At 60.0% G+C, this 13,656-nt stretch carries 12 protein-coding genes; 5 read left to right on the top strand and 7 right to left on the bottom strand.

The window, feature by feature from the left end; genetic code table 11:
• Nucleotides 1-111: 111 nt before the first annotated feature.
• The 4 genes from Q8X48_RS11685 to Q8X48_RS11670 all read right to left on the bottom strand — a co-directional run bounded on the left by Q8X48_RS11685 (nucleotide 112) and on the right by Q8X48_RS11670 (nucleotide 5,657).
• A complete protein-coding gene (locus Q8X48_RS11685) occupies nucleotides 112-1,488 on the bottom strand; it encodes a M16 family metallopeptidase (protein WP_407800711.1) in 1,377 nt (458 codons plus the stop codon).
• A 56-nt stretch (nucleotides 1,489-1,544) separates the two neighbouring features.
• Nucleotides 1,545-3,203 (bottom strand): Na/Pi cotransporter family protein, encoded by a 1,659-nt coding sequence (locus tag Q8X48_RS11680; protein WP_126052810.1) that lies wholly within the window; start codon nucleotides 3,201-3,203, stop codon nucleotides 1,545-1,547.
• Nucleotides 3,204-3,496: 293 nt separating this feature from the next.
• Nucleotides 3,497-4,264: a TerC family protein gene (locus Q8X48_RS11675; RefSeq protein WP_015092873.1), complete on the bottom strand. Its 768-nt coding sequence runs from the start codon at nucleotides 4,262-4,264 to the stop codon at nucleotides 3,497-3,499.
• An 85-nt stretch (nucleotides 4,265-4,349) separates the two neighbouring features.
• Nucleotides 4,350-5,657 carry a CitMHS family transporter gene (locus Q8X48_RS11670; RefSeq protein ID WP_015092872.1) on the bottom strand — a complete coding sequence of 436 codons (1,308 nt, stop codon included), beginning with the start codon at nucleotides 5,655-5,657 and terminating at the stop codon, nucleotides 4,350-4,352.
• 320 nt (nucleotides 5,658-5,977) lie between these two features.
• On the opposite strand from Q8X48_RS11670, the gene Q8X48_RS11665 reads away from it, so the two are divergent.
• On the top strand, nucleotides 5,978-6,379 hold the full coding sequence (locus tag Q8X48_RS11665) for a GFA family protein (RefSeq protein WP_126048437.1): 402 nt from the start codon (nucleotides 5,978-5,980) through the stop codon (nucleotides 6,377-6,379).
• Here the strand turns inward: Q8X48_RS11665 and Q8X48_RS11660 are convergent, their stop codons facing one another.
• Nucleotides 6,380-6,706, bottom strand: coding sequence for a DOPA 4,5-dioxygenase family protein (locus tag Q8X48_RS11660; RefSeq protein WP_015092870.1), 327 nt, complete (start codon nucleotides 6,704-6,706; stop codon nucleotides 6,380-6,382).
• 83 nt (nucleotides 6,707-6,789) lie between these two features.
• Here Q8X48_RS11660 and Q8X48_RS11655 point away from each other — a divergent pair, with 83 nt between their 5' ends.
• Nucleotides 6,790-7,455, top strand: a complete 666-nt coding sequence (locus Q8X48_RS11655) for an NAD(P)-dependent oxidoreductase (RefSeq protein ID WP_126048435.1) — start codon at nucleotides 6,790-6,792, stop codon at nucleotides 7,453-7,455.
• A gap of 47 nt (nucleotides 7,456-7,502) precedes the next feature.
• Here the strand turns inward: Q8X48_RS11655 and Q8X48_RS11650 are convergent, their stop codons facing one another.
• Nucleotides 7,503-8,453, bottom strand: coding sequence for a choline sulfate utilization transcriptional regulator (locus Q8X48_RS11650; protein WP_015092868.1), 951 nt, complete (start codon nucleotides 8,451-8,453; stop codon nucleotides 7,503-7,505).
• Between the two features lie 114 nt (nucleotides 8,454-8,567).
• Between Q8X48_RS11650 and betC the strand changes: the two genes are divergently transcribed.
• From betC to Q8X48_RS11635, 3 genes are all read left to right on the top strand, one after another.
• Nucleotides 8,568-10,082, top strand: a complete 1,515-nt coding sequence (gene betC, locus Q8X48_RS11645) for a choline-sulfatase (protein WP_407800712.1) — start codon at nucleotides 8,568-8,570, stop codon at nucleotides 10,080-10,082.
• Nucleotides 10,083-10,097: 15 nt separating this feature from the next.
• Nucleotides 10,098-11,018, top strand: a complete 921-nt coding sequence (gene choX / locus Q8X48_RS11640; protein WP_126048429.1) for a choline ABC transporter substrate-binding protein — start codon at nucleotides 10,098-10,100, stop codon at nucleotides 11,016-11,018.
• 155 nt (nucleotides 11,019-11,173) lie between these two features.
• Entirely contained in the window at nucleotides 11,174-12,742 is a 1,569-nt protein-coding gene (locus tag Q8X48_RS11635; protein WP_407800713.1) for a SulP family inorganic anion transporter, read from the top strand.
• 90 nt (nucleotides 12,743-12,832) lie between these two features.
• Here Q8X48_RS11635 and aroE read toward each other — a convergent pair whose 3' ends face one another.
• Nucleotides 12,833-13,654: a shikimate dehydrogenase gene (aroE, locus tag Q8X48_RS11630; protein ID WP_407800714.1), complete on the bottom strand. Its 822-nt coding sequence runs from the start codon at nucleotides 13,652-13,654 to the stop codon at nucleotides 12,833-12,835.
• Between the last annotated feature and the right edge of the window lie 2 nt (nucleotides 13,655-13,656).

The raw sequence follows: 13,656 nt of genomic DNA, 5'->3' as shown, positions 1-13,656 counted from the left end.
GGCGGCGGATCAGTCAACTTTGATGTTGAATGACATGGCCTCATCGCGAGCAAGCTCGCTCCCACAGAGGATTGTGTTTCCCACAAGGAGTTTTCTTGCCAAACAGAATGATTACTTCCTGCGATGCAAACGCCAGCCCACCAGCATCAACACGATCAAGCCCACCCCACCAACCACCAACCACATCAACTGGTCATAGCTGAACAACGGCCTCTCGATCCGCAAATAACCCGGCTGCAACAGCAGTTCACGCACGGCCTTGTTCGCCTCTTCCAGCGTCACCCCTTGCAGCTCCCGGGACGGGTTGGCGAAACGGCCGTCCTCGTAGTTTCCGATTGCGCTCCAATAGTAGTCGGCCAACGCACTGTTGCCTTGTGCGGCCCAGGCCTGGCGGGCGATCGCAGCCTGCTTCAGGCGGTTGAAGGTGTCGGCATTGAGGCCGTCCCTGAGCAGTCCGGCCTTCAAGTCGTCGAGCACTTGTTCGGCCTCGGGCACGTCGTCGCGTTCAAGGTCGGCATTGAGGCTCATGAAACCCACGCCGCCGAACACTTCGCGTTCCGCCCAGGGGCCATAGGACAAACCATGAGCCAGGCGCAGCTGGCGATAGAGCGCCCAATCCAGATAGTCCTTGAGTAAATCGAAGGTTTGGTCGTGCCCATCTTCCAGCACCGGCTCCGGCACCAGCCAGTGCAGCTTGGCGCCGTTGCCGACCAGGCCACGGGGCAAGGTGCGCTCATGGGCGGCGCTGGTCTGGATTTGCGGTAGCGGCGGATGCTCGCCGGGGGTGATCGCTTCCAGCACGCCATAGGCCCGCTCCAGATAGGCGGGCAGCAGCTTGTCGAGATCGCCGACCACGATCAGGGTCATGTTGTTCGGCGCATACCAGTCCTTGCGCACCTGCTCCAGTTGTTCACGGGTCAGGCCATCGACTTGCGCACGCTCCGGGCATTTGAGGCCCAACTCGACGGCCAACTGGTTGCTGGCCGTGTGGCCGAGGTCCTGACGATCGAGCCAGCGTTGCAGGTGCGAGTAGTGGCCGCCATCTTCACGCTCGACCACTTGCTTGGCCGCGTTGATCGCACTGTCGTCGAAGCGGGTCTGGGTCAACAGCGCCAGCAACAGGTCGAGTACCTTGCGCTGGTTTTTCGCCGGGGCCTCGATGACGAAAGTCGTATCGGCATTGCTGGTGAAGGCATTCCACTCACCGCCCAAGGCCTGCATGCGCTCCTCCAGGCCACCTTCGCCACTGGCGTCGATGCCGCTGAACAGTAAGTGTTCCAGCAGATGTGGCAGTTCCTTTTCTTCGCAGCCGAAATCATCCAGGCCAACGCCGACCACCAGCCGGATTGCCACATGCCCGCGATCAGTGCCGGGTTTGAGCAGCAACTGCAAGCCATTGCGCAGCGTGTAGCCCTCGACCTGAAAGCGATCCAGGGCGAATGACGGGAGTGAACCAAGCAACAGGCAGGCGAACAACAGACAACGCATAACAAGCTTCCATACGACCAGCGTAAGTTCAACAGACTTCAGGCGACTGTGGACGTTCAGGGTGAATGAGTGATGTCGCTCAAATCGTCGACCACCAGCGCACCGGTGTCCGATGTTTCCAGCACCACGTAGGCACTGCTGCAAAACAGCGAATTCAGACGCTTCATGTCGGCGATCAGCTCCAGGTGCAACGAGCTGGTTTCGATACTTTGTACGATTTTACGTTGCAAACGGCTGACATGAGCGTGGGCCAGACGCCGTTCCTGTGCGCGGAAACGACGTTTTTCACGCACCAGTTGGCGCGCACTTTCCGGGTCACCACTGAGAAACACCGACATCCCGAGCCGCAGGCTGGAAATCAACTGAGTGTGCAGTCCGGTCAGTTCCTCCAGCCCGACGTCGGAAAACGACCGGCGCTGCGAGGTTTTCTGCTGCTGAATCTTGCGCAGCATGCGTTCGATCAAGTCGCTGGAGAGCTTCAGGTTGATCGCCAGCTCAATGATTTCCGCCCAGCGCCGGCTGTCCTGATCGCTGAGGTCTTCCCGGGGCATTTGCGCCAGGTACAACTTGATCGCGCTGTAGAGCGCTTCGACATCGTCGCTCAGGCGGCGGACTTCCTGGGTGACTGCGGTTTGCTTGCCATGCAACACGTCGAGCATGGCTTCGAGCATGTTGTCGATCAGGTCGCCCATGCGCAAGGTTTCCCGGGCCGCGTTGGCCAGCGCCAGACCGGGCGTGACCAACGCCGTGGGGTCAAGATGCCGGGGCTTGGCCGTGCCGTTGGCCAGCGGGCGCTCCGGCAGCACCCAGGCGCAAAACCTGGCCATCGGTTTGAGGCTGGGCAGCAGGATCAGGCAGCGCACAGTGTTGTAGAGCAGGTGAAAGCCAATGACCATTTCCTGAGGGCTGAAATCCAGGCCATCGAGCCAGCGCACCAGAGGGTCGAGCACCGGAATGATCAATAAAAGGCCAATCAGTTTGTACAACAGGCTGCCCAGCGCCACTTGGCGTCCGGCGGCGTTCTGCATGCTGGTGCTGAGGAAGGCGAGTATGCCGCTGCCGATATTGGCGCCGATCACCAGTCCGATGGCCACCGGCAGGCTGATCACGTTGGCACCCGCCAGGGTCGCCGTCAGCAGCACGGCGGCCAGGCTTGAATAGGAAATCATCGCGAACAGCGCGCCAACCAAGGCGTCGAGCAGGATGTCACCAGTGAGTGAGGCGAAAATCACCTTCACTCCTTTGGCGTGGGTAATCGGATGCGCCGCCTCGACAATTAGTTGCAGCGCCAGAATGATCAACCCCAAGCCAATGGCGACACGGCCCAACTGCCCGAGTCGGGTCTGTTTGCGCGACAGAAAGAAAATCACCCCGACAAAAATCAGCAAGGGCGACAGCCACGACAGATCGAAAGTCAGCACTCGTGCCATCAGCGCCGTACCGACGTCCGCGCCAAGCATGGTGGCCAGCGCCGGGGTCAGCGCCATCAGACCCTGGCCGACAAAGGAGGTGACGAGCATGGCAGTGGCGTTACTGCTCTGGACCATCGCCGTCACGGCGATCCCGGAGGCGAAAGCCAGCCAGCGGTTGGCCATGTTATGGCTGATGACATGGCGCAAATTGGTGCCGTAGACCCGCAGGATGCCGGTTCGGACGATGTGCGTGCCCCAGATCAGCAGGGCCACGGCGGAAAGCAAATTGAGCAGGGTGAGCATAATGACCCCCTGTGGTGTAGCGCCCCAAAGGAGCAAGTTAACGGTACCGCGCGACGTTCTACGTTCTGTACTTAAGCTGTAGTTGGCTAACGGTCTGCGCGCCAGCATCGCATAGCCAAAGAAGGGATTGAAACAAAACTGTCATGAAAACGGCGATCTTCCAGCCACACAAAGCACTGTGGGAGCGAGCTTGCTCGCGATGAGGCCATCAGATCCAACATCGATGTTGACTGACGGACCGCCATCGCGAGCAAGCTCGCTCCCACAGGTTTTGCGTATTTAGCGCTACAGGGTTACTGGCCCGGAATGTCCTTGCGCAGTTTTACCGGATCCTGCTGTTTCTTCTTTTTCGCGATGGCAGTGCGCATCTTGATGTTGATCGCTTCCACCGCCAGCGAGAACGCCATGGCGAAGTAGACGTAGCCTTTTGGCACGTGCACGTCCAGGGATTCGGCAATCAGCACGGTGCCGACGATCAACAGGAACGACAGCGCCAGCATCTTCAGCGACGGGTGCTTGTCGATGAACTCGCTGATGGTGCCGGAAGCCCACATCATCACCAACACCGCCACGATGATCGCCGCGACCATGACCGGTACGTGGGAGACCATGCCGACCGCGGTGATGACCGAGTCCAGGGAGAACACGATGTCGATGATCGCGATCTGGATGATGGTGTAGAGGAAGTTGCCGCCCTTGCCCGAAGGCTCTTCGTTGGTTTCGTCTTCACCTTCCAGGGCGTGGTACATCTCTTGCGAGCTCTTCCACAGCAGGAACAGACCACCGAAGAACAGGATCAGGTCACGTCCGGAGATGCCCTGGCCGAACATGACGAACAGGTCGTCGGTGAGGCGCATGACCCAGGTGATCGACAACAGGAGCAGAATTCGCGTGATCATGGCCAGCGCCAGACCGAAAATCCGGGTACGCGCCTGCATGTGTTTGGGCATGCGGCTGACCAGGATCGAAATCATGATGATGTTATCGATGCCCAGGACGATTTCCAGGGCGGTCAGGGTTAAGAAGGCAACCCAGATTTCAGGGTTGGTCAGCCATTCCATGTGTATTCCTTTGAGCGATTGTTAAACCACAAAGGGCCCGGGCTTCAAACAGCGAAGCCTGGACCCGAAGTGGTGAGTCTTGGGCTTATAGGGTGCTGAACATCGGGAAAGTCCCCAACAGCAGTGCAGCAATCAGTATGCAGATACAAACCAGCACTGCCCACTTCAGGGTGAAGCGCTGGTGGTCACCGAAATCGATACCGGCCAGGGCCACCAACAGATAGGTCGATGGAACCAGCGGGCTCAACAGGTGGACGGGCTGACCGACGATCGAGGCACGTGCCATTTCCACCGCGGTTATACCGTAGTGACTGGCGGCTTCGGCAAGTACTGGTAACACGCCGTAATAAAATGCATCGTTCGACATGAAGAAGGTGAACGGCATGCTTACCAGCGCCGTGATCACTGCCAGGTACGGGCCGAGGAAATCCGGAATCACCGACAACAGACTTTTCGACATGGCATCGACCATGCCGGTGCCCGTCAGGATACCTGTGAAGATGCCGGCCGCAAAGATCAGCCCGACCACGGCCAGTACGCTACCGGCGTGAGCCGCAACGCGATCCTTCTGCTGTTGCAGGCAAGGATAGTTGACGATCATGGCGATACTGAACGCCACCATGAACAACACCGGCAACGGCAGCAGGCCGGCGATCAGGGTGCACATCAGGCCTAGCGTCAGGGCACCGTTGAACCAGATCAGCTTCGGACGACGGGCATCCGGGAACTGCGAAACACTGATTTCGCTGTGGTCGACTTCATCGCCCACCAGGTGCAGTTCACCCAGGCGCGCACGTTCACGTTTGCCGTAGAAGTAAGCGATGGCCAGGATCGCCACCACACCGGCCAGCATCGCCGGGATCATCGGTACGAAAATAGCCGACGGGTCCACGTGCAGTGCGCTGGCGGCACGGGCGGTCGGACCGCCCCATGGGGTCATGTTCATCACGCCACCGGCGAGGATGATCAGGCCGGCCATGATCCGCGGGCTCATGCCGATACGGCTGTAGAGCGGCAGCATGGCGGCCACACAGATCATGTAAGTGGTCGCGCCGTCACCATCGAGGGAAACGACGAGCGCCAGTACAGCGGTGCCGACCGAAACTTTCAGCGGGTCGCCCTTGACCATTTTGAGGATCTTGCGCACGGCCGGGTCGAACAGGCCGGAGTCGATCATCAGGGCGAAATACAAGATAGCGAACATCAGCATCACGCCGGTCGGCGCGAGCTTGGTGATGCCTTCGAGCATCATCGGGCCGATTTTGGGACCGAAGCCACCGAACAGGGCGAAGATGATTGGAATGAGGATCAGGGCGATCAGCGCGGACAGGCGCTTGGTCATGATCAGGAACATGAACGTGATGACCATGGCGAAGCCAAGGAAAGTCAGCATGGGAGTACTCCAGGCGTAGCGCGGCTAGGGAATGGGCGGATCGGGCGGGATCAGCGCAGAACGGGAAGCACGAGATGTACGGACGGAGGCACAGCGAAGTGGCGGGTAGGAGAGGGCATCAGAATCACCATTGTTGTTGTTAAATGGGCCTTTCGAGCAATCGAACACTCGCATTGGCCACCGGTCTTTTGCCGGTAGTGGCGGCGATCCTAATCGGGGAAGCTTTCAGCCAGCTTTCGCCAATGAAAGCAAAGACCGGATGTGCAACCGATCGTCGGATTGGATTTCTGGTCCCTGAACACAGGGCGGGAGGTCGAAACATGGGCGAAGTTCACACCGGAGGTTGCCACTGCGGGCAGCTGCGCTATCAATTCAGCGGGCCACTGCACGATATCGTCCACTGTCATTGTTCTATTTGCCGACGGGTCAGCGGCGGCATCGTGACCACCTGGATCACCGTGCCGGCATCCGCCTTTCAATGGCTGGCCGGGACGCCGTCGCGGTACGACTCTTCATCCACCTGCGCGCGTTATTTCTGCGGTCACTGCGGGGCGCAACTGGCGGTGGTAACGCACCTGAGCCCGGACAGCATCGACCTGACCATCGCCACCCTCGACCACCCCGAGCAGGCACCGGCGCAGCGGCACATCTGGACCGACAGCCGCTTGCCGTGGCTGCATCTGGACGAACACTTGCCCGGCGAGGCTGAAGAAACACTCTGATCAAAAAATAGACAGGTCCAGCGGTCGAATCGCGCCCATCCAGATCGCATGCTCGGTGTGGTCACGCAGATCGTCGCCGGTGTCCGGGTGTAAAAACACCACCAGGCCCTTGCGGTTGAGCGCCAGCCACGGCAGCACGTCGCCCAGCACCTGCGGCTCGAACGCCAACTGGCAGCTCCAGTCCGGGTGCGGACCGACCGGGCGCTCGTGCACACGGCCCATTTTCACTGGAAACAATTGCGCCGCCTGCTCACACAGGGCCCGCGCCTGTCCGATCGAGTCGGCATCGAAGTAAACATGGGCGTGATAGCCCGTGATCTGCTGCATTGCAATCCCTCTGAAAGCTGTTCGAACCCTCACCCTTTCCTGCGGGTCACACGTCATATAGACGCTGGAAAAAGGGTTCAGCCATGAAAAATGCCGAAACCCCCGTTGTGAAAGTGGTGCTTTATGGTGCCATGAGTAGCCTGGGCAGTGCGCTGATGGCTGAAATGCTTCGGCGCCAGCATGAAGTGATCGCGATTCTCGATGACCTCAATGCGCTGGCACCCCGTCCGGGGCTACGCACCAAGACTGGCGACCTGTTCGACGCGCAACGGGTCAAGCAGAGTGTGGCCGGCAGCTCCGTGGTCATCTGCTTGCTGGACGCTCCAGGCTTACCGTTCAACAGCGAACACGTGGAAAAAACCATCGTACCGGGTCCGGTCGAGCAAGTGCTGGCAGTCGACGCCTTGATTGAAGGCCTGCAAGGAGCAGGCGTTGCCCGGCTGTTTCTGGTGGGAGATTTCGCGGTGCTGGACGAGCCGGAACTCGAGGACAGCCTGCAACGTCACGCAGCAGAGGAAATCCGCGAGGCACTGCAAAGCAGTCCTTTGCAGTGGACGCTGGTCAACGAGCCGCGCGGGGTACCAGGGCTGACCATCGAACATTTCGCCAAACCCGGTGGCAACCTCGAGCCGGGGCTGGCCGAACCGCTCGGGCGATTGGCTCGCACCGCCGTGGGCATTGCCGATGAATTGCACCTGAAACTGCACATCCGCGAGCACGTCAGTTTCATCGCGACCTCGGAACCTTGAATTGGCTGCTCCTGAGCTGCCGCAGGCAGGCTGCGATCTTTTAACGCTCAAACCGCAATCGAAGGAAACGCCAACCCCGTTAACGACTCCGCGCTGCCCGCCTGTTCAGCCATCAACCAATCCACAAACTGCTGGATCAACACCCCACGCCGTTTACGCTGGGGCAAAACCACGTAATAGCCCAGCCGGGACATCACCGTTTCGCCGATCGGCCGACACAACAACCCTTGCGCCAGCAAGTTATCCACAAGGTGGCGCCAGCCGATGGCCACGCCCTGACCACCAATCGCCGCCTGAATCAGCAAGGTGTAATTGTCGAAACGCAGTTGCCCGGGCGCCGGGGGCGAGGTGATGCCCAATTCGCGGAATACGCCGCTCCAGTCGAACCAGTTACTGCTGTTTTCCCCGCGCAGATGCAGCAATGGAAACTCGAGCAAGGCCTGGGGGGGCAAAGGCAGGGAACGCTCACTGAGCAACTGCGGGCTGCACACCGGAAACACTTCCTCACTGAACAGCCAATGGCTTTCACCCTGCTTGAAGCGGCCATCGCCGAACAGTACCGCCACGTCGATATCGGTACGTAGCATGTTATGGCTGCGTTCACTGGTGACCAGGCTGACATCCACCTGCGGATTGGCCGCGTGAAAACGGTGCAGACGCGGCATCAACCAATAGGCGGCGAAGGCAAAATCCGTGGCCACCTGCAGCACTTCATGCTGTTGCTGGGCACTGATTGCGCTCAATCCCGCGTCGATATTCTGCAATCCGAGCTGAACCTGCTGAAAAAGTATCAGCCCGGCTTCGGTCAGCTCGATACCGCGATAAATGCGATCGAACAATCGGGTCGCCAGTTGTTCTTCAAGGCGCTTGATCTGCTGACTGATGGCCGGCTGCGTGGTGCCGAGTTCAACCGCCGCCGCGGTGAAGCTGCGCTGACGGGCTGCCGCTTCGAAGGCACGAAGCAGATCCAGTGACAGGTCACCAAGGGCGTCATACATAAGCTGTGCTTATCCTAGTCATTGCCGTGCATGGGCTTTACCGCAAAGAGCTTGGGTTTCATTCTCGAAGCCAGCACTCTCGCATAAACATCCACTATGGAATGCCGCGATCACATGAAGCGCAAGAACATTCTTTTCATCATGGCCGATCAAATGGCCGCGCCAATGTTGCCGTTCTACGGTCCATCGCCCATCAAGCTGCCCAATCTCAGCCGCCTCGCCGCACAAGGCGTGGTGTTCGACTCGGCTTATTGCAACAGCCCCCTGTGTGCGCCGTCGCGTTTCACCCTGGTCAGCGGCCAGTTGCCGAGCAAGATCGGCGCCTACGACAACGCTGCCGATTTCCCCGCCGACGTACCAACTTATGCCCATTATTTACGCCGCCTCGGCTACCGCACCGCCCTGTCGGGCAAGATGCATTTCTGCGGGCCGGACCAGTTGCACGGCTACGAAGAGCGCCTGACCAGTGACATCTACCCGGCCGACTACGGCTGGGCAGTGAACTGGGATGAGCCGGACGTGCGTCCGACCTGGTACCACAACATGTCCTCGGTGCTGCAAGCCGGCCCGTGCGTGCGCACCAACCAGCTGGATTTTGACGAAGAGGTGGTATTCAAGGCCCAGCAGTACCTGTTCGACCATATCCGCGAGGATGGCGACCAGCCGTTCTGCCTGACCGTTTCCATGACTCACCCACACGATCCGTACACGATTCCCAAGGCTTTCTGGGATTTGTACGACGATGCCGATATCCCGCTGCCTGCAACCCCGGACCCGCATGATCTCGATCCGCACTCGCAGCGTTTGCTCAAGGTCTATGACCTGTGGGACAAGCCACTGCCTGTGGACAAGATTCGCGATGCCCGCCGCGCCTATTTCGGCGCGTGCAGCTATATCGACAGCAACGTCGGCAAACTCCTGCAAACCTTGGAAGATACCGGATTGATCGACGACACCATCATCGTGTTTTCCGGCGACCACGGCGACATGCTCGGCGAGCGCGGCCTCTGGTACAAAATGCACTGGTATGAAATGGCCGCACGGGTGCCACTACTGATCAGCGCACCGGGACAGTTCGGTGCCGGCCGGGTCAGCGCCAGTGTTTCCACGGCGGACCTGTTACCGACATTCGTCGAACTGGCCGGCGGCTCGCTGGAACCGGGCCTGCCGCTGGACGGCCGTTCGCTGGTGCCGCACCTGCAAGGGCAGGGTGGCCACGATGAAGTGTTCGGTGAATACATGGCCGAAGGCACCATCAGCCCGCTGATGATGATCCGCCGCGGTGCCTATAAATTCATCTACAGCGAAGATGACCCTTGCCTGCTCTTCGACGTACACAATGACCCTCGCGAACTGGAAGAACTCAGCCATTCGCCGCAACATCGCCAGCTGTTCGACGATTTTCTCGCTGAGGCGCGGGCGAAATGGAATATTCCGGCAATCCACCAGCAGGTGCTCGCCAGCCAGCGGCGCCGGCGTTTCGTGGCCCAGGCGCTGACCCTCGGCAAGCTGAAGAGCTGGGATCACCAGCCGCTGGTGGACGCCAGTCAGCAATACATGCGCAACCACATCGACCTCGACGATCTGGAACGTAAAGCACGTTATCCACAACCCTGCCAAAACCAATAATGTAAGGGGAAGTCCATGCAAAGGTTATCCACAGTACTGACGGTCGGGCTCCTGGCTCTGGGCAGTGCATCGGCGTTTGCCGATCAGAGTTGCGAGACCGTGAAGATGGCCGACCCGGGTTGGAGCGACATCGCCGCGACCAATGCCATCACCGGGTTCCTGCTGGACGGCATGGGCTACAAGGCCAAGATCGACACCCTCGCAGTGCCAATCACTTTTGGCGGGCTCAAGGATGGCCAGGTCGATGTGTTCCTGGGTAACTGGATGCCAGCGCAGCAGGGTTTTTACGACAAGTTCGTCGCCAACGGCGATGTCACGCAACTGGCGAAGAACCTCGACGGCACCGAGTTCACCCTCGCTGTTCCGGATTACGTATGGAATGCAGGTGTGCGTAACTTTGCCGACCTGAACAAATACGCCGACAAGTTCGACCGCAAGATCTACGGCATCGGCTCCGGTGCACCGGCGAACATCTCGCTGCAAGAGATCATCAAGAAAAACGATTTCGACATGGGCCAGTGGAAACTGGTGGAGTCCAGCGAGCAAGCCATGCTGGCGGAAGTGTCCCGCGCGGTGAAAAAGCAGAAATTCGTGACCTTCCTCGGCTGGACCCCGCACCCGATGAACGTGCAACTGAAAATGCATTACCTCAAGGGTGGCGAGAAGTACTTCGGTGACACCGGCAGCGTGCACACGCTGACCCGCAAAGGTTATGCACAGGCCTGCCCGAACGTTGGCAAACTGCTGACCAACCTGAGTTTCACCCAGGATATGGAAAACAGCATCATGGCCGAGGTGGTGAACAACAAGGTCAGCAACGCCGACGCAGCCAGGGCGTGGATCAAGGCCAACCCTGCGGTGCTGGACAAGTGGCTTGATGGAGTGAAGACCGTGGATGGCAAGGACGCGCTGCCGGCGGTCAAAGCCAAGTTGTAACGTTCAAGGACGCCATCGCGGGCAAGCCCGCTCCCACAGGTTTTCGGAGATCCTTGTGGGAGCGGGCTTGCCCGCGATTCGATGGTCGCCCTTGCACAACTGGTTCTGACCCACCACCCTGACATAATTGCGCCGTTTATTCACCGAGAGGCCCCATGGCCCTGCCAAGCCGCCATTCACTCTTTCCCTTCCTCAGTTGGTTGCCCAAGCAAACCCGCGCCAGTGTCGGGCGCGACCTGGTCGTCGGCCTCAGCGGCGCAATTCTCGCGTTGCCACAATCCATTGCCTACGCGCTGATTGCCGGCCTCCCTCCGGAATACGGCCTCTATGCCGCAATCATCCCGGTGCTGATCGCCTGCCTCTGGGGTTCGTCGTGGCATTTGATCTGCGGTCCTACAGCGGCCATCTCGATTGTCCTGTACGCCAGCGTCAGTCCTCTGGCCGTTCCGGCGACGCAGGACTACGTCACCGTTATCCTGTTGCTCACCTTCCTGGCAGGCATCTTTCAATGGCTGCTGGGTTTGCTGCGATTTGGCGCGCTGGTGAATTTCGTCTCGCACTCGGTGGTACTCGGCTTCACCCTTGGTGCTGCCGTGGTGATTGCCATCGGTCAATTGCCTAACCTGCTGGGACTGGACTTGCCCAGCCAAGCCACCGCGCTGGACAGTTTCATCACGTTATTGCGCCATCTCGGCGAAATGGACAAAGCTTCGCTGGCGCTGGGGCTGGCAACGGTGGTGGTGGGCGTGCTCCTCAAACTGTGGTTGCCACGCTGGCCGACGCTACTGATCACCCTGATCCTTGGCGGACTGCTGGTCTGGCTTTGGCCGTCGATGTTCGGCCATGTGCAACTGGTCAGCGCCTTCACCGGCAAGCTGCCGCCTTTCAGTCCGTTGCCGCTGGATCTCGATCTGATCCTGCGCCTGCTGCCCAGCGCCGTGGCGGTTGGCATGCTCGGGCTGGTCACCAGCCTGTCGATTGCCCGCTCGATCTCGGCACGTTCGCAGCAACTACTCGACGCCAACCAGGAAGTTCGCGCCCAGGGCTTGTCGAACATGGTCGGCGCGTTTTTTTCCGGATCGCTGTCGGCCGGCTCTTTCACTCGCTCAGGCCTGAGCTATGAAGCGGGCGCCTGTTCGCCACTGGCCGGGATCTTTTCGGCATTGTGGGTTGCGCTGTTCGCGATCTTCGGCGCGAGCCTGATTGCGCATATCCCGATACCGGCCATGGCCGGCAGCATTCTGTTGATCGCCTGGGGCCTGGTGGACCATCGCGGCATTCGCGCGTTATTGCGGGTCAGCCGCGCCGAGTTCGTGGTCATGGCGCTGACCTGCGTCGCTACGCTGCTGCTGGAATTGCAGACGGCGATCTACGCCGGCGTATTGGCCTCGCTTTTTTTCTATCTCAAACGCACATCGCAGCCACGGGTGCAGCATGTACGTGATGGCGATGAGGACATTCTGCGGGTTGGCGGTTCGATCTTTTTCGGTGCCAGCCACTACCTGCAAGTACGCCTGCAACGCATGCACGGTGCGCGCGTGGTGATCGAGGCGCAGCAGATCAACTTCATCGACTACTCAGGGGTGGAAATGCTGCACCAGGAGGCGCGACGATTGCTGCGCCAGGACCGCAGCCTGACCTTGCGCCGGGCCCGGCCGCAGGTGGTGGAAGAGCTGAGGAAGCTTGAGGGCGCGGAAAAGTGCCCGATTCAGTTTGAGGATTGAGCCGAAATCGGTGTCGCGCCATTCGCGAGCAGGCTCGCTCCCACAGGTTCTTGGTGACCCCCTGTGGGAGCGAGCCTGCTCGCGAAGCTTTTAAAGGGCCAACTGCCGACGCAACTCAGCCAGCACCGGCGTTGTATCCGGTCGCACGCCGCGCCACAGGAAAAACGCTTCCGCGGCCTGCTCGGCCAACATCCCCAAGCCATCCATCACCACCGCCGCCCCGTGTTCGCTGGCCCAGCGGCAGAACGAGGTCGGCTCCTTGCCGTACATCATGTCGTAGCACACCGTTTTGCCTGGTTCGATCAGGCTCGGTGCAATCGGCGGCACATCGCCCGTGAGGCTCGCGGAGGTCGCGTTGATGATCAGGTCCACCGACTCCTGCAACCAGTCGTAGCCACTGGCCGAGACCGGCCCCAGATCGCAGAACAGCTCCGCCAGCAGCTCGGCCTTGTCCACCGTGCGGTTGGCGATGATCACCGAGGCGGGTTCTTCGGCCAGCAACGGCTCCAAAGCACCGCGCACCGCGCCACCAGCGCCGAGCAGCAGGATACGTTTGCCCTTGAGGTTGAATCCGGCGTTGACCGTCAGGTCCCGCACCAGCCCGGCACCGTCGGTGTTGTCGCCCAACAGACTGCCATCGGCCAGTTTGCTCAAGGTATTGACCGCACCGGCGCGCTGCGCCCGCGCCGTCAGGCTGTTCGCCAGCCGGTAGGCTTCTTCCTTGAATGGCACCGTCACATTGGCGCCGCGTCCTTCAAGGAAAAACGTCCGGGCACAGGTGGAAAAGTCGTCCAGCGGCGCCAGCAGCGTGTTGTAGTCCAGCTTTTGCGCGGTCTGCTCGGCGAACAGACGGTGGATCAACGGTGATTTGCTGTGGCCAATCGGGTTACCGAATACGACATAACGGTCCATCA

It is taken from the genome of Pseudomonas sp. QLc11A, assembly GCF_052112305.1.
GTDB lineage: Bacteria > Pseudomonadota > Gammaproteobacteria > Pseudomonadales > Pseudomonadaceae > Aquipseudomonas > Aquipseudomonas laurylsulfatiphila.
Note: the sequence above shows the minus strand (reverse complement) of the source record. Positions and strands in the feature narration are given on the sequence as shown.

What these genes read in the sequence shown, in the direction of transcription:
- Q8X48_RS11685 (WP_407800711.1), bottom strand. Translation starts at nt 1,488, where the DNA reads ATGCGTTGTCTGTTGTTCGCCTGCCTGTTGCTTGGTTCACTCCCGTCA.
- Q8X48_RS11680 (WP_126052810.1), bottom strand. Translation starts at nt 3,203, where the DNA reads ATGCTCACCCTGCTCAATTTGCTTTCCGCCGTGGCCCTGCTGATCTGG.
- Q8X48_RS11675 (WP_015092873.1), bottom strand. Translation starts at nt 4,264, where the DNA reads ATGGAATGGCTGACCAACCCTGAAATCTGGGTTGCCTTCTTAACCCTG.
- Q8X48_RS11670 (WP_015092872.1), bottom strand. Translation starts at nt 5,657, where the DNA reads ATGCTGACTTTCCTTGGCTTCGCCATGGTCATCACGTTCATGTTCCTG.
- Q8X48_RS11665 (WP_126048437.1), top strand. Translation starts at nt 5,978, where the DNA reads ATGGGCGAAGTTCACACCGGAGGTTGCCACTGCGGGCAGCTGCGCTAT.
- Q8X48_RS11660 (WP_015092870.1), bottom strand. Translation starts at nt 6,706, where the DNA reads ATGCAGCAGATCACGGGCTATCACGCCCATGTTTACTTCGATGCCGAC.
- Q8X48_RS11655 (WP_126048435.1), top strand. Translation starts at nt 6,790, where the DNA reads ATGAAAAATGCCGAAACCCCCGTTGTGAAAGTGGTGCTTTATGGTGCC.
- Q8X48_RS11650 (WP_015092868.1), bottom strand. Translation starts at nt 8,453, where the DNA reads ATGTATGACGCCCTTGGTGACCTGTCACTGGATCTGCTTCGTGCCTTC.
- betC (WP_407800712.1), top strand. Translation starts at nt 8,568, where the DNA reads ATGAAGCGCAAGAACATTCTTTTCATCATGGCCGATCAAATGGCCGCG.
- choX (WP_126048429.1), top strand. Translation starts at nt 10,098, where the DNA reads ATGCAAAGGTTATCCACAGTACTGACGGTCGGGCTCCTGGCTCTGGGC.
- Q8X48_RS11635 (WP_407800713.1), top strand. Translation starts at nt 11,174, where the DNA reads ATGGCCCTGCCAAGCCGCCATTCACTCTTTCCCTTCCTCAGTTGGTTG.
- aroE (WP_407800714.1), bottom strand. Translation starts at nt 13,654, where the DNA reads ATGGACCGTTATGTCGTATTCGGTAACCCGATTGGCCACAGCAAATCA.